Source organism: Gordonia marina (genome assembly GCF_052036135.1).
GTDB lineage: Bacteria > Actinomycetota > Actinomycetes > Mycobacteriales > Mycobacteriaceae > Gordonia.
In genome coordinates this window covers 24,858-43,398 of record NZ_JBPSDN010000008.1, presented here as the reverse complement: position 1 = coordinate 43,398, position 18,541 = coordinate 24,858, and the positions used below count along the sequence as shown (strand labels likewise).

The window sequence follows — 18,541 nt, the reverse complement described above, 5'->3', positions numbered from 1 at the left end:
ATGAGTCGAGCGCAACAGCGCACGGTAGTGATCACCGGTGCCGCCGGCGGCCTCGGCCGGGCCTTCGCGCTGGGCTTCGCGGGCCGCGGCTACCGAGTGGCGGTCGCGGACCTGGATGAGGCGGGCACAGCCGAGACGGCTCGGCTGGTCGAGCAGGCCGGCGCGCCGGCCTGGTCAGGCCGTGTGGACGTGACCTCTGAACAGTCGGCCGCCGAACTGGCCGAGGCCGTCGCCGATTTCGGCGACGGACGATGCCAGGCGGTGATCAACAACGCGGCGATCTACGCGAGCCTGACCAGAAGTCCACTCGAGGAGATCTCACCGACCGAATGGGACCAGGTGATGGCGGTCAACCTCAAAGGTCCGTGGCTGGTCACCAAGGCACTGAGTCCGTATCTGGAAGACGACGCCGCCGCGATCATCAACATCGCCTCGGCCACGGTCTACTCCGGCTCGGAACAGTGGGCGCATTATGTGGCTTCCAAGGGCGGCGTGATCGCACTGACTCGCGTGATCGCCAAGGAACTTGGCCGGCGCGGTATCACTGCGAACACGATCGCACCGGGATTCACCCTCACCGAAGCCAGCTACGGCCTCATCGACAACGCCGAAGACTACGGCGTGAGCCGCGGGGCGCTGCGTCGGCCAGGCCAGCCCGGCGACATCGTCGGAACGGCGCTGTTCCTGGCCGGTTCTGACAGCAGGTACCTCACCGGTCAGACCCTCGTGGTCGACGGTGGCCGCCAATTCATCTGAGCACGAGCTAAAGGAGCCCACGATGCCCAAGATCACTTTCACCGACTCCAGCGGGCATGCGACCGCCGTCGATGCGACGGTCGGGGATTCGGTCATGGAGACCGCCGTCCGCAACGGTGTCCCGGAGATCGTCGCCGAATGCGGCGGATCCCTGTCCTGCGCCACCTGCCATGTCATCGTCGACGCTACCGATTTCGCCGGACTTCCCGAGATGTCGGAGATGGAAGACGAGATGCTCTACGGCACCAGCGAAGACCGGGTCGAGACCTCCCGGCTGTGCTGTCAGATCAAAGTGACCGAGGACATGGACCTGCATGTCACCACGCCAGAGACACAGGTGTAGCGATGTCCGACGAGCCCTCCGGCGCTGCTGGAATCCTCATCATCGGGTCGTCGCAGGCCGGCGTGCAACTGGCGATCTCGCTACGCGCACTTGGCATCACCGAACCGATCACTCTGCTCGGCGACGAGAACCACCGACCGTACCAGCGTCCGGCCCTGTCCAAGGAGTTCCTGCAGGGTGAGATCAGCAAGGAATCGCTGATCTATCGCACCCGGGAGTACTGGGACCAGCATCAGATCACCGTGGTGCCCAATGAGCGGATCATCCGGATCCGGAAGGATCCCGACGGCTCGGGGGTGGCCCATGCGCTCTCGGGTGCGGAGTTTCCCTTCGACAGACTCGCACTGACCCTCGGCGCCCGGCCGCGGCGACTGCTGGTTCGCGGTGTCGACCTTCCCGGGGTCCTCTACCTGCGCAACGCCGACGACGCACTCGAGCTCAAGGCCCGCGTCCCGGATGTTCGGAACGTCGTGGTGATCGGTGGCGGCTTCATCGGCATCGAGGCGGCTGCGAGCCTGAACAAGATGGGGCGCACGGTGACGCTCGTCGAGGCGGCGCCCCGGTTGGTGGCCCGAGCTGTCGGCGAGGACACCAGCGCGCACCTCCTCGAGCATCATCGCCGGGCCGGTATCACCATCGCACTCGATGCACAGGTCGAGGAGATCCTCGGTGACGGAGATCGGGTGGCCGGCGTCCGGCTGACCGATGGGAGGCAGTATCCCGCAGACCTGGTGCTGATCGGGGTCGGCGTGATCCCGAATACCGAACTCGCCGAGTCGATCGGTCTGGAGTGTGACAACGGCATTCGCGTGGGCCGATTCTCGGTCGCCTCGGACGGGCACACCGTCGCGGTCGGCGACGTCGCCAATCTGCCGAATCCGATTCCCGGGGCACCCGCGGGGGACCGCGTCCGGTTCGAGAGTGTCAACAACGCGGTCGAGCAGGCCAAGATCGCCGCCTACGCGCTGGCCGGTCAGCCGGAAAGCTACGTCGGAACACCCTGGTTCTGGTCCAACCAGGCGGACCTGAAACTGCAGATCGCCGGGCTGTCGACCGGGCATGACCAGACGGTGCTGCGCGTCGACCCGGCCAAGGGACGCTTCACCGTCCTGTATTACCGAACCGGACGAATCATCGCCGCTGACTGCATCAACGCACCGCTGGACTTCATGGCGGTCAAGGCCGCACTGTCCAAGAACGCGTCGATCCCGGCCGATGAGGCCACGGACCCGGCCACCACTCTCAAATCCATCACCCGACTTCCCGAAGAGATTCCGTCGTGATCAACGAATTGCCTCCCAGCCCGATCGTTCCAACCGGACCGGTCGACGTCAGTCCCATCTCGCTCACGCCGCCGTCCGGTGCAACGCTCGATCCCGTCTGGGCAGCGGTGATTCCGGAGACCAGGGTGCGGAGCAACGACATCCACCTACCGATCTCGCTGGCCTATGCCGAACGACTCTGCCGCGCCTACCCGCAGGCGAACGCCGAGCTCGTGCGGGTCGCGATTCTGCTGCACGACACCGGCTGGGGCCGGGTGGACGAGGAGCGCATCCTCAGTGAGGGCTTCGCCGGCGACTGGCGCAAAGCCGCCATTCGCTTCGAGCACGAAAAGCAGGGCTGCATCATCGCTCAGGAGGTTCTGCCGCCTCTCGGTTACCCGGAGGACTTCGTGGATGCCGTCTGCGACATCATCGACGGCCACGACACACGCAAGGAAGCGCACTCGCTCGAGGACGCACTGGTACGAGACGCCGACCGACTCTGGCGCTTCGACCACGCCGGCATCGCACTGGCCTCAGGCTGGTTCCAGTTGACACCGGCCCGCTACACGGACCGGCTGGCCGCCGAGATCGTCCCCGAGCTGATCACCGAGGCCGCGATCAGCATCGGCACCACCCATCTGAATCAATCCGTCGCGCTGCTCAAGACCGGAGTGCTGCGATGACCGGGCGCCGAGACGCAATCCTGAACGCACTCCCCTGGACCGAGGTCGACGATCACTTCATCGACGGGGCCTGGCGCACGTCGGTAGGAACCGCGGACATTCCGCTGATCGATCCGGCCACCGGCGAGCAGTGGGGGCGAGTTCCCGACGCGGTGGGCGCCGATGTCGACGCCGCGGTCGAGGCCGCCCGCCGGGCCTTCGACGCCGGACCGTGGCGATCGACCTCGCCTTCCGAGCGGGCGGAGTTGATGCTGGTGATGGCGGATGAGATCGAGAAGCGTGCCGAAGTCCTCTCCTGGACCAACACCCTGGAGAACGGTTCCCCGATCGCCGAGACCCGCGGAGCCGCAGCCAATGCGGCCGGGATTCTGCGCTATTTCGCCGGGCTGGCCGACTACCTGGAGAAGCCCGACGTCCGGCCGTTCCCTGCGGGTGGCGCCGCCTCGACGGTGCAGCGCGATCCGGTCGGCGTCTGTGTGCTGATCGCACCGTGGAACTTCCCGATCAATCTGGTGATGATCAAACTCGCCCCGGCCCTGTTGGCCGGTTGCACCACTGTCATCAAGCCGGCTTCGCCGACCCCACTGTCGATCAGGTTCATCGTCGAAGCGGCGGTGGCCGCCGGTATCCCGCCCGGGGTCGTCAACCTGATCACCGGCTCCGGCCGGGCGGGTTCGGCGCTCGTGGAGCATCCTCTCGTCGATAAGGTCGCCTTCACCGGCTCCACTGCCGTGGGCCGGAAGATCGCGGCGGTCTGTGGTGAATTGTTGCGCCCGGTGACTCTCGAACTCGGCGGCAAGTCGTCGGCGATCGTGCTGCCGGACGCAGACCTGTCGGCAATGGGAGCGGGCCTGGTGCGCACCTGCCTGCGCAATACCGGGCAAACCTGCTACATCGCCACCCGGATCCTAGCGCCCGCCGAGCGCTACGCGGACGTCGTCGAGCTGGTGGCCGCGACGATCCGCGCGGCCAAGCAGGGCGATCCGTTGGAGGACGACACCGTCTTCGGTCCGGTCGCCACGCAGTCGCAGTTCGACTCGGTGACGGCGATGATCGAGTCCGGCAAGCGAGAGGGCGCCCAGGTGGTGACCGGCGGCCGTGCCGGACCTGGACCCGGGTTCTTCATCGAACCGACCGTCTTCGCCGAGGTGAGCCCGGATATGCAGATCGCGCGCGAAGAGATCTTCGGTCCGGTGATCACGATTCTGCCGTACCGGACGGTCGACGAAGCCGTGGACATCGCCAACTCCACCGCCTACGGACTAGGCGGGGTGGTCTTCTCCACCGACGCAGAGGCCGCATTCGAGGTCGCCGAGCGAATGGACACCGGATCTGTGGGGATAAACTTCTTCGCCTCCAATCACAGCGCGCCGTTCGCGGGCCGCCACGACTCAGGTCTGGGTGTGGAATACGGAATCGAAGGGCTATCGGCGTACACCGTTTACAAGTCGATCCATCAGCGGGACTGACCGGCCGTCCGACACGGTCAGAGCAGCCCGCGGCCGATGCCGCGGGCTGCGACCCGAAGCGCGGCGAGCAGTTGGGCGCGGTGCCGCCGTAGATTCGGCACCACGATGCCCAATGCCGCCGCCGTGGTCGGCGGACGCCCGCCGCCCTGCGTTGCGCCGGAGACGATCGGGACCGCCACCGAACACGCGCCCAGCGTCATCTCCTCGACAGTCGTCGCGTAGCCGTCTTTCCTGATCTCTTCGAGTTGCGTACGCAGGTGGGCCGGCGAGGTGATGGTGTACGGAGTATGCGGCGTCAATGAAGACATCACGTGCTCGACCACACTGTCCGGCGCCGAGGCCAGGAGCACCTTGCCGACCCCGGTGGCGTGCAGCGGTAACCTGCTGCCCACGTTGCTGACCACCGGCACCGAGGCATGCCCGGACAGCCGCTCGAGGTACAGAACCCTGTCGTTCTCCCGAATCGCCAGCATCACTGTCGCTTTGGTGGCGGCGTGAATATCAGACAGGAACGGTGCGGCGATATCCCGCAGGCCGGTCTGCGGAGCCAGTAACCCGACGTCCCACATGCGTCGGCCGACCACATAGCGGCCGTTGCCTCGTCTCACCAGCGCGCCCGACACGACGAGCTCCTTGAGCATGCGGTGCGCCGTCGCGGCGGGCAGACCGGACCGGCAGGCGATCTCGGTCAGCGACAGGCTGCGATGCTGCTCGTCGAACGTATAGAGAATCCGCATCGTCCTGGCGATGACGGACTCCCCGGGCACCGCGGTGTTGCCGGCCATCGTGCACCTCGCCTTCCACGTCACTTGGACGGACCCGCGACCGAATGACCAAGATCGCTTCCACTCAGCGGAAGCCTAGCATCGACGTGAGAGCAGTCACGTTCCTACATTGAGTGGCATGAAATCACAGCTCGTTCACGCCGCCGAATCGTTGAGGCGGTCGTCATGAGTGACCTGTTGCGGCCCGGACACGGCCGAGTCGAGGCTCTGCTCAGCGACGACACGCTGATAGCGGTCATGGTCGAGGCGGAACTGGCGTGGCTGCGGGCGCTGGCATCCATCGGCCGTGCCGACACCGATCGAGTCGCCGAGATCGAGACGGTGCTACGCACCCGGATGATCGCCCCGGAGGCGCTGGCTGCCGGCACGGAGGACTACGGCAATCCAGCGGCTGAACTCGTGGCGGTCCTGCGTGCCGGACTGCCCGCGGCGGATGCCGCACTTCTGCACCGCGGCCTCACCAGCCAAGACATCATCGACACCGCCCTGATTCTGCTGTCCCGAGGGGTCTTCGTCCGGCTGCGTACCGATCTGGATCTTGCAATTGACGTGCTGATCCGGCTCGCGGGAGAGCACCGTGCCACAGTGATGGCCGGGCGAACCCTGACCCAGTTCGCCGTACCGATCACGTTCGGCCTGAAAGCCGCGCAGTGGCTCAGCTCACTGGTCGATGCGGCGGCCTCGGTCGACCGCGTCCGCAGTGCTCTGCCCGTGCAGTGCGGCGGCGCGAGCGGAACGCTGGCCCGGTCGGGGGCCTCGCCCGTGTCTTCGGCCGAAGCTTTCGCCGCAGAACTCGGACTGGGCTGGCCCGGGCTGCCCTGGCACACCAATCGGGCACCGATCACCCGGATCGGCGACGCGCTGGTCGGCTGCGCGGACGCGATGGGCACGATCGCATCCGACGTGCTGCTGCTGTCCCGTCCCGAGATCGGTGAACTCAGCGAGGGCGGCCCGCGACGAGGTGGCTCGTCGACCATGCCCCACAAGCGCAATCCGGTGCTCAGTGTGCTCATCCGCGCCGCCGCGCTACAGGCGCCACTTCTCGGCGCGCAGTTGCACAGCGCTGCCGGCCAGGCCGTCGACGAGCGTCCCGACGGTGCCTGGCACAGCGAATGGCCCGCGCTGCGGAACCTGCTCTCGGTGACTCTGACCGCCTCGGGACAGCTGGTCGAAGTGCTCGGCGGACTCAACGTTCATGCGGAGGTGATGGAGAGCCGAGTGGCTGCCGCGGCGAGTGATCTGCTTGCCGAGTCACGCGGCGAGGTGACGACTCCGACCGACTATCTGGGCGCTACTCCGGACTTCATCGACGCTGCCATCGCCGCCGCCCGGACCTTGCGCGGAGGTCACTGATGGCCGCCCCCGTACTGACTTTCACCCCGCTCAACGGACCGGCCGAAACATCCGCGCCCACGCTGATGGTCGGGCCCTCGCTGGGGACCTCTGTCGCCGCCCTGTGGTCTCCGGTCGCCGAACTGCTCGACGGCTCGGTGCACGTGCTCGGGTGGGATCTGCCCGGACACGGCAACAGCCCGTCGGCGACCGAGCCGTTCTCGATCGAGGATCTCGCCGAAACGGTCGGCGACCGGGTATCGCATACGGGTGAGAGCGCAGCCTATGCCGGAGTGTCAGTAGGTGGCGCCGTCGGCCTGGCGCTCGCGGCCGCCGCGGCACCCGTCGAACCGATCGTCGTGATCGCGTCCGCGCCTGTCATCGGTACACCCGAGGGCTGGGCCGAGCGGGCGCGGCTGGTGCGGGCCGAGGGCACCGCAAGCCTGGTGGCGGCGAGTTCACAGCGCTGGTTCGCTGCCGGATTCACTCGCGCCCACCCCGATCGCGCGGACCGCTTGCTCGGTTCTCTGTACGAGACCGATGCGGAGTCGTACGCCCTGGTCTGCGAGGCGCTGGGCGCCTTCGACCTGAGCGACAGACTGGCCGGAAACCGGCGTCCCTTGCTGCTGACCCCGGGCGAGGTCGACCCGGTGGTGACCGTCGACGAGGTCCGCCGGTTCGCCGCGGCGATCGGTGGATCCCGGGTCGAGGTACTCACCGGTTGCGCTCATCTGCCCACCGCCGAGGATCCGCGGCAGACCGCTGCGGCGATCACCGGCTTCTTGCAAGAAGGAGGCTCATGACCATGAGCGACACCGATCCGGACTATCAGCGGGGCATGCAGGTGCGCAGGGCCGTGCTCGGCAACGCGCACGTCGACCGCGCCGAACAGAACAAGACGGCGTTCACCGCCGACTTCCAGAGCTTGATCACGCGCTACGCCTGGGGGGAGGTGTGGACGCGGACCGTCATCGATCGCCGTACGCGCAGCGTCGCGACGCTCACTGCGCTGATCGCACTGGGGCACTGGGAAGAACTGCCGATGCACGTGCGCGCGGCCAGGAGCAACGGGCTGGCTGTCGAGGAGATCGGTGAGGTGATCCTGAATGCGGCGATCTACTGCGGTGTTCCGGCCGCAAACCACGCCTTCGCGATCGCTCAGCGTGTTCTCACCGAGGACGGTGAACTCGGATGAGCCGCGCTGGACAGGTGGACGTCTACGACGGGATTCGCCTGCAGTTCGGCAGGACCGGCAGAACCCTGACCGGCGTCCGGCCCGACGAATTGACGGTCATCGGCAACAGTGACCGCGGTCCGGCTGCACCGATTCAGGCTCGTCGAGTCCAGAGGGTCACCTGTTCCTTCCCCCGCCAGCAAGACTCCCGGCAGTTCGACGCGGCCTTTCACGCCGGTGAAACCGAGGTGGAGATTGTGCCGCGGGGCAATCTCGCCGGGCGGATCCCGGGCGACGGTGCAGGCCTCGGGGTGTTCTTCACCGGTTTCGGCACGCTGCTCGCCCCAGGGCAAGAAGACCCGGCGGATCGACGGCGTCGACGTCCTCGATCTGACCGCTGGCCGCGTCGAGGCGACTGCTCTGTCCGGCAGCGGCTTCGAGAGCTCGCGGCCCCACTCGACGTCCCACCGATCGACCACACCGCCGGTCATCGAACTCCCTGAACTTCCAGTGAAAGGCAACCCCATGGCCGTCCAGAAACCAGCCACCAGTGAACGAACTCAAGTCGCCATCGTCGGCGGCGGTCCGGCAGGCCTGATGCTCTCGCATCTGCTCGCCCTCGACGGGATCGATTCGATCGTGATCGACAACCGGACCCGGCACGAGATCGAGACGACCGACCGGGCCGGGATCCTCGAAAGTGACAGTGTCGACCTGCTCACCAGCTCCGGGGTGTCGGACCGAGTGCTGCGCGACGGCTACGAACACGAGGGGGTGGATCTGCGTTTCAACGGCGAAAGCCACCGCATCGACTTCCAGCGACTGACCGGTGCATCTGTGTGGCTGTACCCGCAGACCGATGTCTTCATCGATCTCGCCGATGCGCGAGAACGTGATGGCGGCGACGTCCGGTTCGGCGTCCGGGATGCCACCGTGGACGGTCTCCTCACCGACTCACCTACCGTGCGGTTCATCGACGCCGAAGGCCTCCACCGCGAGGTCAGCGCCTCGATCCTGGTGGGCGCCGACGGCTCCCGTTCGATGACTCGGCACCAGATCCCGGACCGGCGCCAGTTCTACCGCGAGTACCCGTTCGCCTGGTTCGGCTTCTTCGTCGACGCGCCACCGTCAGCGCCCGAACTCGTCTACACGCGTTCGGAACACGGGTTCGCGCTCATCAGCCAGCGCACGGACGCCTTGCAGCGCATGTACTTCCAATGCTCGCCGGGCGACGATGTCAACGACTGGTCTGACGAACGGATCTGGGAGGAACTTGCCCGCCGGGTCGCCGGACCGGACGGCTTCACCCTCAAGGAAGGGCCGATCCACGGTAAGACGGTGCTGCCCTTCCGGTCCTTCGTCTGCGAGCCCATGCGCTACGGCAGTCTCCTGCTTGCCGGCGATGCCGCCCACACCGTGCCGCCGACGGGGGCCAAGGGGCTCAATCTGGCGCTGGCCGATGTGAAAGTGCTTGCCGAGACTCTGCATCGGGTGATCCTTGACCGCGACCGTGCAGCCCTGGACTCCTACAGCGATCGTGCACTCAAGCGCGTCTGGAAGTCGCAGCAGTTCTCCTACTGGATGACCACCATGCTGCACCGACTGGACGGTGCCTCCGAATTCGATGTCAAGCGCCAGCTCGGCGAGCTGGACTCGGTCGTCAGCTCCGAGGCCGGCTCCAGGTTCCTGGCCGAGGCGTACACCGGCTGGCCCACCGTCGCCGCTGCCCTGTCCGCATGACTTCCCCCATGAGAAAGCAGTATCTGAAATGAGCAATGAGAAGCTGCTGGTTCCGCCGGCATCGATCCGCGCGCCGTTCGTACAGCGCGACCCTGCGTTGCACCCGCCGGCCCTGACCCCCGACTACCGAACCAGTGTTCTGCGTTCCCCTCGCCGGAACCTGATCTCGAACAAGCCGACCGTCTCCGAGATCACCGGGCCGGTGTTCGATCCATCCGAGCTCGGTGAGCGTGACAACGATCTGATCCTGAACTACGCGCGGGACGGTCTGCCGATCGGGGAGCGGATCATCGTGCACGGCTATGTTCTCGACGAGTTCGGCCGGCCCGTTCCCGGTGCACTGGTGGAGGTCTGGCAGGCCAATGCCGGCGGCCGGTACCGGCACAAGAAGGATCAGTACATCGCACCGATCGACCCGAACTTCGGTGGATGCGGGCGGGTCATCACCGATGCCGACGGCTACTACCACTTCCGGACCATCAAGCCCGGCCCATACCCCTGGCGCAATCGCATCAACGAGTGGCGGCCCGCGCACATCCATTTCTCGATCAGCGGTCACGGGTGGGCGCAGCGGCTGATCACGCAGATGTACTTCCAGGGCGATCCACTGATCAACCGTTGCCCGATCGCCCGCACCATTCCGACTCGGGAACAGACCCAGAGTCTGATCGCACTGGAAGATCCGTCGCACGACGCCGTGCTGGATGCACGCACCTTCCGATTCGATCTGACGGTGCGCGGTCGCCGAGCCACCTTCTTCGAAGAGACGATTCCAGGAGCGAACTGACATGACCACCACACCGTCATTCGATTTCGAACCGGTTCGGCTCGAACCCGCATACCGGGTTCGCCGTGAGTCGCCGTCCCAGACCGGCGGACCGTATGTGCACATCGGGCTGGCCCCGCAGCAGGCGGGGTTCGACATCTACGAGAACAACTTCGGCAATGTACTCGTCAGCGAGGAGACCCTCGGGGACCGGATCGTGATCGAGGGCCGCGTGTTCGACGGCACCGGAACGCCACTGCGTGACGCACTGCTCGAGATCTGGCAGGCCAATGCGATCGGCAAGTACGCTCATCCGGCCGATACACAAGACAAGCTGGTGGATCCGGCGTTTCGCGGTTGGGGTCGCACCGGTGCGGACTTCGACGACGGGTGGTTCCGGTTCGAGACCGTCAAACCGGGGCGCCTTCCCGGCGTCGGCGGTCAGCAAGCTCCGCATGTCCTGATGATCGTATTCGCGCGCGGCATCAACATCGGTCTGCACACCCGCATCTACTTCGACGACGAACCGGAGGCGAACGCCGCCGACCCGGTCCTCAACGGGATCGAGTGGGAGGTGCGTCGCAAGACGCTGATCGCCGAACGCACTGAGAACTCCGGCGACGGTGTCACCGTCTACCGCTTCGACGTCCGGTTGCAGGACACTCCGGACGGAGGGTACGAGACCGTCTTCTTCGACGTCTGACTTCCCTGGGTTCTGCCACACTGATACGCGAGGCCGCGGCCGCCGAACTGCCGGGCATCTTCCAGCGCGTTTATCTCACCCCGAAGCACACGATCGTGAAACCGGCCGGCATCGAATCGGCAGAAACCACTGCAGCACCCGCGCTGGGCGGGTTCTTCCGGGTGCTGGTGTTCATCGTGGTCGGCCTGGTGCTCCTGGGCCTGGGTGTCGTCTACGCGCAGAGCCTGCCCGAGGACGATCCGGCGGCCGACTGCCCGACCGGGCCGATCCCGGTGCTGCACGGCCGCTGACGGGCAACCCGCGTGACTGTCGGATCTGTTGGTCGGCGACCAACAGATCCGACCGTTTCGTGCGCGTGTGCTTCGGGCCGGTCAGTCACCCACCGCGGTCCGCAGCAGACCCAGCACCCGGTCGATCAACGGGGAGTGCGCGGAGGTCAGATACGCGGCGGCCAGATCCAGTTGCCCGCCACCGTGGCCCAGGCGCAGGTAGCGAACCCCGGCGATGTCGAGCGCGGCCGTCGGTTCCGGGACCAGTGCCACACCCAGTCCCGCCGCCACGAAGGTCACCAGGGTCGAGGTCTCGGCCACCTCGTGCCGGATAAAGGGCGTGAAGCCCGCCGCCACACACAGCGAGACGGCGAGCTCGTTCAGCACCGATCGACCCTGTCCGGCATGCACCACGAAGTCGTCTTCGGCCAGCTCGGCGAGGTCCACACTCCCACGTTCAGCCAGCCGATGTCCTTCCGGCACGGCGACGATCAACGGTTCGGCCCGGAGCACCTCGACGGTCAGGTCCGCGGCGTCGGCGGGCGGGCGCAGCACCGCGAAGTGGAGGGCACCCGAGCGCAGGCCGTCGACCAGCGCGGGCACCAGCATCTCGCCGCGCAGGTCGACGTCGACGCCGGGCAGTTCCTCCCGGAGGCTGCGCACCAGCCGGGGCAGCAACGAATAGGTGGCCGAGCCGACACAGCCGATGGTCAGGTGACCGCTGGCGCCGTCGGCGATACGTCGCGCGTGCCGGCCGGCGGCGTCGACACCGTCCAGGATCTCGATCACCCGCCGCAGGTAGTCCTCACCGGCCGGGGTCAGTTCGACGCGGCGGGTGGACCGCACCAGCAGGGCCACGCCGAGTTCGTCTTCCAACTGCCGGATCTGCTGGGACAGCGGCGGCTGCGCGATGTGCAGACGCCGGGCCGCGCGGCCGAAGTGCAGTTCCTCGGCGACCGCGCGGAAGTAGCGGAGATGCCGCAGCTCCACTATTCATACTCCTGACATCTCAATAGACCTTGTTTCTGTACTTCTCAATATATCTGGGTCCTCCTACCGTGGAAACCATGACCAGCGCCTCCGACATCGTCATCTGCGCCCCGCTGCGCACCCCGGTGGGCCGGATGGGCGGTACCCTGGCCTCCCTCGATGCCGGGCAGCTCGCCACCGCGACCCTCCGCGCACTCGTCGAGCGCACCGGCCTCACCGAGGGCGACGTGGACGACGTGATCCTCGGCCAGGGATCACCCAACGGTGAGGCTCCGGCGATCGGCCGGTACGCCGCCCTCGACGCCGGCCTGGGCATCGGCGTCCCCGGCATGCAGGTGGATCGCCGCTGCGGCTCCGGTCTCCAGGCCGTGCTCACCGGCGCCGCGGCGGTCTCGACCGGCGGCGCCGGCCTGGTGATCGCCGGCGGAGTGGAATCGATGTCGAACGTCGAGCACTACGCGCTCGGCCTGCGCACCGGTGTGAAGCAGGGCGGGGTGGAGCTGATGGACCGCCTGGACCGGGCCCGCGCCACGGCCGGCGGGACCTCGCACCCGGTACCGGGCGGGATGATCGAGACCGCCGAGAACCTCCGCGCCCGCCACGGACTGACCCGCGAGGCGCAGGACGCGCTCGCCGTCGCCTCACATCAGCGCGCCGTGGCCGCCCACGAAGAGGGCCGCTTCGCCGACGAGCTGGTGGCGGTCACCATCCCGGGGCGGCGCGGCAAGCCCGACGTCGTCGTCGACCGGGACGAGCACCCGCGCGCCGACGTGAGTCTCGAATCGCTCGGGCGGCTGCGCGCGGTCCGCGGGCGGGTCGACCCCGCCTCGACGGTCACCGCCGGCAACGCCTCCGGCCAGAACGACGGCGCGGCGATGATGGTCGTGACCACCCGCGGCCACGCCGAGGCGAAGGGGCTCGAACCGCTGCTGGCCCTGCGATCGTGGGCGGTGGCCGGCTGCGCGCCGGAGACGATGGGCCTCGGCCCGGTGCCGGCGAGCGCCGCCGCGCTGGATCGGGCCGGTCTCACCCTGCACGACATGGACCTGATCGAACTCAACGAGGCGTTCGCCGCGCAGGTGCTCGCGGTCCTCGCCGAATGGGGCATCAACGCCGACGACGAACGCCTCAACCCCAACGGCTCCGGCATCTCGCTCGGTCACCCGGTCGGTGCGACCGGCGCGCGGATCCTCGCGACCGCAGCCTACGAGGCCCGCCGCCGAGGCGCCCGGTATGTGCTGGAGACCATGTGCATCGGCGGAGGCCAGGGCCTCGCCGCGGTCTTCGAGGCGGTCCGGTGAGCACCGCGACCGTCACCCGCATCGAACATCTGGAGCAGCGATGAGTATCGACAAAGTCGTCGGCTCGGCGGCCGAGGCCGTCGCCGACATCCCCGACGGCGCGAGCCTCGCCGTCGGCGGTTTCGGCCTGGCCGGCATTCCCTGGTTTCTGATCGAGGCGCTGCTGGAACAGGGGGCGGGCGATCTGGAGATCGTTTCGAACAACTGCGGCGTCGACGGCGCGGGTCTCGGCCTGCTGCTGGAAGCGCACCGAATCCGCAAGGTGATCGCCTCGTACATCGGCGAGAACAAGGAGTTCGGCCGCCAGTTCCTGTCCGGCGAGGTGACCGTCGAACTCACCCCGCAGGGCACCCTCGCCGAGCGCATGCGCTCGGGCGGCAGCGGGATCGGCGCGTTCTTCACCCCGACCGGGGTCGGCACACTCGTCGCCGAGGGCGGGCTGCCGTGGCGCTACCACCCGGACGGGACGATCGCCGAAGCCTCCCCGCCGAAGGAGGTGCGCAGCTTCGGCGGCACCGACATGGTGCTGGAGGAGTCGATCGTCACCGACTTCGCACTGGTGCGGGCGGCGGTCGTCGACCGCGCCGGGAACTGCCGCTTCCACGCCGCCGCCCGGAACTTCAACCCGCCGGCCGCCATGGCGGGGCGGATCACCGTCGTCGAGGCCGAGCGGGTGGTCGAGGTGGGCGAACTGGCCCCCGACGACATCCACCTGCCCGGGATCTTCGTGCAGCGGATCGTCGCACTGACCCCCGAGCAGGCCGCCCGCAAGTCGATCGAGCAGCGCACCGTCCGCGAGAGGAAATCATGAGCTGGTCACGCAGCGAGATGGCCGCCCGGGCCGCCCGCGAACTGTCCGACGGCGACTACGTCAACCTCGGGATCGGCTTGCCCACACTGATCCCCGACTACGTGCCGGAGGACTCGACGGTGGTCCTGCACGCCGAGAACGGAATCCTGGGCGTGGGTCCTTTCCCGTACGACGACGAGGTGGACCCTGACCTGATCAACGCGGGCAAGCAGACCGTCTCGGTGCTGCCGGGCGCGTCGTTCTTCGATTCGGCGACCAGCTTCTCGATGATCCGCGGCGGCCACGTCGACGTCGCCGTACTGGGCGCCATGCAGGTCTCGCCGGCCGGTGATCTGGCGAACTGGATGGTCCCCGGCGCGATGGTCAAGGGGATCGGCGGCGCGATGGACCTGGTCAACGGTGCGGGCCGGGTCATCACGCTGATGGAGCACGTGACCCGCAAGGGCGACGCCAAGCTGGTCGCCGAGTGCTCGCTGCCGCTGACCGGGCTGGGGGTGGTGAGCCGGGTGATCTCCGACCTCGGGGTCTTCGACTGCGCCGGCGACCACTTCGCCGTCGTCGAACTGGCACCCGGGGTGACGCTCGACGACGTTCGGGAGGCCACCGCCGCACCGGTGCGCTGATGAGCGCCCGGCGCGGCGGCCCCGTGACGGCCTACCAGTCGGCCTCGTCGTACACGATCATGCCGCGGATGTTGTTGCCCTCGAGCATGTCGTCGTAGGCTTTGTTGATGTCTTCGAGACGGTAGGTCTGCGTCACCAGGTCGGCGAGGTTGAGCTGACCGGCGCGGTACTCGTTGAGCAGCTTGGGCACCTGGGTGCGCGGGCCGGCACCGCCGAAGATCGCGCCCTGCACGCGCTTCTGCAGCAGGGTGAGTTCGAACAGGTTGAGCTTGACGTCCATCGCCTGGAAGTCGCCCATGCCGACGACCACCACCTGGCCGCCCTTCGCGGTCATCGCCAGCGCCGGGGCGATGTACTCGCCCTTGATCTCACCGACGGTGATGATCACGGTGTTGGCCATCGTGCCCCAGGTCATCTCGCCGACCGCGGGCAGCGCCTCCTCCATGCTCGCGAAGGTGTGCGTGGCGCCCAGCTTCTCGGCCATGTCGCGCTTGAACTTCACCGGGTCGACGGCGACCACGTAGCGCGCACCGGCGGCCTTGGCGCCCTGAACCGAGTTGATGCCGACGCCGCCGATACCGACCACGACGACGGTGTCGCCGACCTTGGTTCCACCGATCTCGGTGGCACTGCCCCAGCCGGTGGCGACACCGCAGCCCAGCAGCGCGGCCTCGCGCAGCGGGATGTCGTCCTCGATCTTCACCAGCGAGGCCTCGTTGACGGTGATGTACGGCGAGAAGGTGCCGAGCAGGCACATCTGGGTGAACGTCTCGCCCGCGGCGTTGGTGATGCGGTGCGTCTTGTCCGAGATCGACAGCCCGGTGAGCAGGCCGGCGCCCTCGTCACAGATGTTCTGCTGGCCGCGCGAACAGGGGCCGCAGACGCCGCACGCCGGGATGAACGCGGTCACGACATGGTCGCCCTCGGCGAACCGCGTCACCCCCGGGCCCACCTTGGTCACGACCCCCGCGCCCTCGTGGCCGCCGACCACCGGCATCGGCGCCGGGCTCTGGCCGGTACGCAGGTGATGGTCGGAGTGGCAGAGGCCGGAGCTGGCCAGCTTCACCTGGACCTCGCCGGCCACCGGGTCGCCGAGTTCCACCTCCTCGATCTGCCACTCCTGATTCACGCCGCGCAGGACCGCCGCTTTCGTCTTCATCGTGTGGTTCCTCGTCCTTCTCGATCGATCGGATGTCTCTCACCTTCGATCCTCGCCGCGCAACCGCGATCGCGTGCTGTTTCGGCGATCTTCCCGCCGACGTCCACGACGGCCGCGCAGGACCTCCGATGGTCGAGGCCTCGACTCCGCTCGACCAACGTCGAAACCGTCGCTCCTCAACCGGTCAGCGAATCCACGACGGCCCGCGGCCGCGATCCGAGAGCCTCCCGCACGTAGTTGCGCACCAACGACAGTCGCGTACATCCGCGGCACGGCGCGATCACCCCGGTCACGTCGATCCCAGCGGCCCGGCACAGTCCGACGGCCCGTGCGATGTGGAAGTTCTGCGTCACGATCAGCGCGCGGCGCACCCCGAACTCACCGGCCGCCCGGCGGCAGGTCGCCGCGGTGTTCAGGCCGAGCGGGTCGTCGACGATGTCCGACGCCCGGACCCCGTGCGCTTCGAGGTAGTCGCGCATCACGCGGACCTCGTTGCCGGCATCGTCGGCGTCGTTTCCGGAGTTGACGATCCGGTCGACGCGACCCTCCCGGTACAGGGCCAGCGCCACGTCGAGCCGATTGCGCAGGTAGATGCCGGGTTCGCCGGCGCCGGCCTTCGCACCGAGGACGATCACCGTCTCGGGTCCACCCGGCGGGACCTCGCCGGCGTCGACCACCCGGCCGCGCGAGACGATCACCGCCCACGCCGAACTTCCGATCACGACGGCTTCGACCACGATCACCAGCCAGAGGGCCAGGAGGCCGAGTCGTTTCCGCACCCGCCCACGGTAGCCGCCCGCCCCGGCCACCCGATCACCCACACAAGCTGTGTGACCTATAAGTGTGACACCAGAAATTAGGACACGGACGAGTTTCAGAATTCCCAACTCGCCAGTAACCGCACGACCTAGTGTCCCTTTTTCAGGGGGGTTGCGACCGAAATCACACTTGTGGAGGACCACCTCATGACTCTCACCACCACCCGGCCGAACCGGCGGCGACGGTTCGCGACCACGCTCGCCTCGGCCGGCGCAGCCGCGGCCTTGATCGCCGGTCCCGCGTTGTCGCCCGGCGCGGCCGAGGCCGCCGAACCGGGCAGCGGCCCGATCGGATCGGCCGGCTGCTTCGCCGGTGACCGGACCGTCGTCGACGACGGCGGCGTGCTGGCCGACTGCAGCGATTCCGAACCGTCACCGCTCGCCGCCCTCGGCGACGCGCTGCTCGGTCTCGTGGCACCCAACCTCGGATTGAGCCTGAGCGACCTGAACGGTGCCGGGGTCATCTTCCTCGGCGACTCCAAGATCAACGGCACCGGCCTGGCCGGCGCGGTGAGCCTCATGGCCACCTCCCGCGCGACGGCGGACGACTACCTCAGCGGCGCGCTGTCGTTCGGCTTCGGCGAAGGCTCGGCGGCGACCAGTCATGCCCACTTCGGCAGCCTGTCCACGGCGCTCGCGTTCGGCGGCGAAGCGGTGGCCCACTCGCTGCCCGCCGGAGTAGCACTCGCGGCCACGGTCGGCGCCGAAGACGTGACGGCGACGGCGACCGCGCTCGGCGGAATCGCGGCCGCACTGAACGTCTCCGACGACGGCCAGCAGACCTTCGGTCCCGCCAGCAACCAGGCCGTCTGCACCGCGCTGTACGCCACCGCCTCCGTCACCCAGGGCGGCGACAACGTCAACTCCTGCACCGGGGTGCTCTTCATCTTCCAGAAGTCGCAGGTCGGCGACGGCCCCGTCGTGTACGCGATCAAGAACCCGCTCGATCTGAAGCTGACCGGCATACTGCCGCCGGAGACCGTGTCCATCTTCTCGATGCTCACGTCCGGGATGGGCATGCCCGACGCACTCAGCGACATCCTCGGACTCAAGATCATCCCCGCGTTCGGCAGCGATCTGATCCGCATCGAGATGGGCGCCGACGGCCCGAAGATCGGCACCGGCATCAGCGACTGGCTCGGCGGTCTCGCCGGCCAGGCCGGTGACGCGCTGGGGGCGACTCGGTCCGCAGCGGCGACGACGATCGCCGACCGGCAGGTTCCGGCCGGCACCGAGGCCTTGTCGTCCACCGTGCTCGACGACGCCCAGGCGCGCCCGGCCGCACCGTCTTCGGACCCGGCTCCGGTCGAAGACGCCCCGGTCGAGGAGGCCCCGGCCGCCGACGCCCCCGTCGTGGACACCCCGGCTGCCGACTCCTCCGCTGACGACGCCGCGGCTGATACCGCGGCGGCAGGGACCCCGGCCGACATCACTCCGACGGCGGGCACGTCGACGACGGGCGATGCGTCCGGTGACACGGCGACAGACAGCCCGGCCGAGACCCCGGCCGACACCGGAACCCCGACCGGCGGCCTCGACCTCGGATAGTCCCGG

21 protein-coding genes are annotated in these 18,541 nt (G+C 68.1%); 17 read left to right on the top strand and 4 right to left on the bottom strand.

The genetic code is table 11. The features are described 5' to 3' along the window. The 5 genes from ACSEEN_RS06725 to ACSEEN_RS06705 are packed head-to-tail and all read left to right on the top strand — an operon-like array spanning nt 1 to nt 4,516. On the top strand, nt 1-756 hold the full coding sequence (locus tag ACSEEN_RS06725; RefSeq protein ID WP_440712710.1) for an SDR family NAD(P)-dependent oxidoreductase: 756 nt from the start codon (nt 1-3) through the stop codon (nt 754-756). A gap of 22 nt (nt 757-778) precedes the next feature. Continuing rightward, nucleotides 779-1,099, top strand: coding sequence for a 2Fe-2S iron-sulfur cluster-binding protein (locus ACSEEN_RS06720; protein ID WP_440712709.1), 321 nt, complete (start codon nt 779-781; stop codon nt 1,097-1,099). Between the two features lie 2 nt (nt 1,100-1,101). After that, the gene (locus tag ACSEEN_RS06715; RefSeq protein ID WP_440712708.1) at nt 1,102-2,382 is read left to right on the top strand and encodes an NAD(P)/FAD-dependent oxidoreductase; all 1,281 of its coding nucleotides are present in this window, start codon (nt 1,102-1,104) and stop codon (nt 2,380-2,382) included. Then, nucleotides 2,379-3,047 carry an HD domain-containing protein gene (locus ACSEEN_RS06710; RefSeq protein WP_440712707.1) on the top strand — a complete coding sequence of 223 codons (669 nt, stop codon included), beginning with the start codon at nt 2,379-2,381 and terminating at the stop codon, nt 3,045-3,047. Before ACSEEN_RS06715 ends, ACSEEN_RS06710 begins: the two co-directional genes overlap by 4 nt. Continuing rightward, nucleotides 3,044-4,516, top strand: a complete 1,473-nt coding sequence (locus tag ACSEEN_RS06705; protein WP_440712706.1) for an aldehyde dehydrogenase family protein — start codon at nt 3,044-3,046, stop codon at nt 4,514-4,516. Before ACSEEN_RS06710 ends, ACSEEN_RS06705 begins: the two co-directional genes overlap by 4 nt. Nucleotides 4,517-4,533: 17 nt before the next feature. On the opposite strand, the gene ACSEEN_RS06700 is transcribed toward ACSEEN_RS06705, so the two are convergent. Beyond that, nucleotides 4,534-5,301 carry an IclR family transcriptional regulator gene (locus ACSEEN_RS06700; RefSeq protein ID WP_440712705.1) on the bottom strand — a complete coding sequence of 256 codons (768 nt, stop codon included), beginning with the start codon at nt 5,299-5,301 and terminating at the stop codon, nt 4,534-4,536. Between the two features lie 165 nt (nt 5,302-5,466). Here ACSEEN_RS06700 and ACSEEN_RS06695 point away from each other — a divergent pair, with 165 nt between their 5' ends. The 8 genes from ACSEEN_RS06695 (at nt 5,467) to ACSEEN_RS06660 (ending at nt 11,306) form a co-directional block, all read left to right on the top strand. After that, nucleotides 5,467-6,654 carry a lyase family protein gene (locus tag ACSEEN_RS06695; RefSeq protein ID WP_440712704.1) on the top strand — a complete coding sequence of 396 codons (1,188 nt, stop codon included), beginning with the start codon at nt 5,467-5,469 and terminating at the stop codon, nt 6,652-6,654. Then, on the top strand, nt 6,654-7,436 hold the full coding sequence (locus ACSEEN_RS06690) for an alpha/beta fold hydrolase (protein ID WP_440712703.1): 783 nt from the start codon (nt 6,654-6,656) through the stop codon (nt 7,434-7,436). Before ACSEEN_RS06695 ends, ACSEEN_RS06690 begins: the two co-directional genes overlap by 1 nt. Continuing rightward, entirely contained in the window at nt 7,433-7,828 is a 396-nt protein-coding gene (pcaC, locus tag ACSEEN_RS06685; RefSeq protein ID WP_440712702.1) for a 4-carboxymuconolactone decarboxylase, read from the top strand. Before ACSEEN_RS06690 ends, pcaC begins: the two co-directional genes overlap by 4 nt. Continuing rightward, nucleotides 7,825-8,310 (top strand): CoA-transferase, encoded by a 486-nt coding sequence (locus ACSEEN_RS06680; RefSeq protein ID WP_440712701.1) that lies wholly within the window; start codon nt 7,825-7,827, stop codon nt 8,308-8,310. Before pcaC ends, ACSEEN_RS06680 begins: the two co-directional genes overlap by 4 nt. A 22-nt stretch (nt 8,311-8,332) precedes the next feature. Further along, nucleotides 8,333-9,547: a 4-hydroxybenzoate 3-monooxygenase gene (locus tag ACSEEN_RS06675; RefSeq protein WP_440712700.1), complete on the top strand. Its 1,215-nt coding sequence runs from the start codon at nt 8,333-8,335 to the stop codon at nt 9,545-9,547. A gap of 28 nt (nt 9,548-9,575) precedes the next feature. Next, a complete protein-coding gene (gene pcaH / locus ACSEEN_RS06670; RefSeq protein WP_440712699.1) occupies nt 9,576-10,334 on the top strand; it encodes a protocatechuate 3,4-dioxygenase subunit beta in 759 nt (252 codons plus the stop codon). Nucleotide 10,335: 1 nt separating this feature from the next. Beyond that, nucleotides 10,336-11,016, top strand: coding sequence for a protocatechuate 3,4-dioxygenase subunit alpha (gene pcaG, locus ACSEEN_RS06665; RefSeq protein WP_440712698.1), 681 nt, complete (start codon nt 10,336-10,338; stop codon nt 11,014-11,016). 95 nt (nt 11,017-11,111) lie between these two features. Then, on the top strand, nt 11,112-11,306 hold the full coding sequence (locus ACSEEN_RS06660) for a hypothetical protein (protein ID WP_440712697.1): 195 nt from the start codon (nt 11,112-11,114) through the stop codon (nt 11,304-11,306). 81 nt (nt 11,307-11,387) lie between these two features. Here ACSEEN_RS06660 and ACSEEN_RS06655 read toward each other — a convergent pair whose 3' ends face one another. Next, complete coding sequence (locus ACSEEN_RS06655) at nt 11,388-12,275, bottom strand: LysR family transcriptional regulator (protein WP_440712696.1); 888 nt, start codon at nt 12,273-12,275, stop codon at nt 11,388-11,390. A gap of 77 nt (nt 12,276-12,352) precedes the next feature. On the opposite strand from ACSEEN_RS06655, the gene ACSEEN_RS06650 reads away from it, so the two are divergent. From ACSEEN_RS06650 to ACSEEN_RS06640, 3 genes are read left to right on the top strand one after another with little or no spacing between them, the layout of a single operon-like run. Continuing rightward, nucleotides 12,353-13,576, top strand: a complete 1,224-nt coding sequence (locus ACSEEN_RS06650; RefSeq protein WP_440712695.1) for an acetyl-CoA C-acetyltransferase — start codon at nt 12,353-12,355, stop codon at nt 13,574-13,576. Nucleotides 13,577-13,616: 40 nt separating this feature from the next. Beyond that, nucleotides 13,617-14,387 (top strand): CoA transferase subunit A, encoded by a 771-nt coding sequence (locus tag ACSEEN_RS06645; RefSeq protein WP_440712694.1) that lies wholly within the window; start codon nt 13,617-13,619, stop codon nt 14,385-14,387. Beyond that, complete coding sequence (locus tag ACSEEN_RS06640; protein WP_440712693.1) at nt 14,384-15,010, top strand: 3-oxoacid CoA-transferase subunit B; 627 nt, start codon at nt 14,384-14,386, stop codon at nt 15,008-15,010. Before ACSEEN_RS06645 ends, ACSEEN_RS06640 begins: the two co-directional genes overlap by 4 nt. A 31-nt stretch (nt 15,011-15,041) precedes the next feature. On the opposite strand, the gene ACSEEN_RS06635 is transcribed toward ACSEEN_RS06640, so the two are convergent. Both ACSEEN_RS06635 and ACSEEN_RS06630 read right to left on the bottom strand, forming a co-directional pair. Next, a complete protein-coding gene (locus ACSEEN_RS06635) occupies nt 15,042-16,169 on the bottom strand; it encodes an NDMA-dependent alcohol dehydrogenase (protein ID WP_298441179.1) in 1,128 nt (375 codons plus the stop codon). 176 nt (nt 16,170-16,345) lie between these two features. Further along, nucleotides 16,346-16,948 (bottom strand): SanA/YdcF family protein, encoded by a 603-nt coding sequence (locus ACSEEN_RS06630; RefSeq protein ID WP_440712692.1) that lies wholly within the window; start codon nt 16,946-16,948, stop codon nt 16,346-16,348. Nucleotides 16,949-17,134: 186 nt separating this feature from the next. On the opposite strand from ACSEEN_RS06630, the gene ACSEEN_RS06625 reads away from it, so the two are divergent. After that, the gene (locus ACSEEN_RS06625; protein ID WP_440712691.1) at nt 17,135-18,535 is read left to right on the top strand and encodes a hypothetical protein; all 1,401 of its coding nucleotides are present in this window, start codon (nt 17,135-17,137) and stop codon (nt 18,533-18,535) included. Nucleotides 18,536-18,541 lie beyond the last annotated feature (6 nt).

Bases quoted from the DNA above. Each gene is read 5' to 3' on its own strand.
- ACSEEN_RS06725 (WP_440712710.1), top strand. From the start codon at position 1: ATGAGTCGAGCGCAACAGCGCACGGTAGTGATCACCGGTGCCGCCGGC.
- ACSEEN_RS06720 (WP_440712709.1), top strand. From the start codon at position 779: ATGCCCAAGATCACTTTCACCGACTCCAGCGGGCATGCGACCGCCGTC.
- ACSEEN_RS06715 (WP_440712708.1), top strand. From the start codon at position 1,102: ATGTCCGACGAGCCCTCCGGCGCTGCTGGAATCCTCATCATCGGGTCG.
- ACSEEN_RS06705 (WP_440712706.1), top strand. From the start codon at position 3,044: ATGACCGGGCGCCGAGACGCAATCCTGAACGCACTCCCCTGGACCGAG.
- ACSEEN_RS06700 (WP_440712705.1), bottom strand. From the start codon at position 5,301: ATGGCCGGCAACACCGCGGTGCCCGGGGAGTCCGTCATCGCCAGGACG.
- ACSEEN_RS06695 (WP_440712704.1), top strand. From the start codon at position 5,467: ATGAGTGACCTGTTGCGGCCCGGACACGGCCGAGTCGAGGCTCTGCTC.
- ACSEEN_RS06690 (WP_440712703.1), top strand. From the start codon at position 6,654: ATGGCCGCCCCCGTACTGACTTTCACCCCGCTCAACGGACCGGCCGAA.
- pcaC (WP_440712702.1), top strand. From the start codon at position 7,433: ATGACCATGAGCGACACCGATCCGGACTATCAGCGGGGCATGCAGGTG.
- ACSEEN_RS06680 (WP_440712701.1), top strand. From the start codon at position 7,825: ATGAGCCGCGCTGGACAGGTGGACGTCTACGACGGGATTCGCCTGCAG.
- ACSEEN_RS06675 (WP_440712700.1), top strand. From the start codon at position 8,333: ATGGCCGTCCAGAAACCAGCCACCAGTGAACGAACTCAAGTCGCCATC.
- pcaH (WP_440712699.1), top strand. From the start codon at position 9,576: ATGAGCAATGAGAAGCTGCTGGTTCCGCCGGCATCGATCCGCGCGCCG.
- pcaG (WP_440712698.1), top strand. From the start codon at position 10,336: ATGACCACCACACCGTCATTCGATTTCGAACCGGTTCGGCTCGAACCC.
- ACSEEN_RS06650 (WP_440712695.1), top strand. From the start codon at position 12,353: ATGACCAGCGCCTCCGACATCGTCATCTGCGCCCCGCTGCGCACCCCG.
- ACSEEN_RS06645 (WP_440712694.1), top strand. From the start codon at position 13,617: ATGAGTATCGACAAAGTCGTCGGCTCGGCGGCCGAGGCCGTCGCCGAC.
- ACSEEN_RS06640 (WP_440712693.1), top strand. From the start codon at position 14,384: ATGAGCTGGTCACGCAGCGAGATGGCCGCCCGGGCCGCCCGCGAACTG.
- ACSEEN_RS06635 (WP_298441179.1), bottom strand. From the start codon at position 16,169: ATGAAGACGAAAGCGGCGGTCCTGCGCGGCGTGAATCAGGAGTGGCAG.
- ACSEEN_RS06625 (WP_440712691.1), top strand. From the start codon at position 17,135: ATGACTCTCACCACCACCCGGCCGAACCGGCGGCGACGGTTCGCGACC.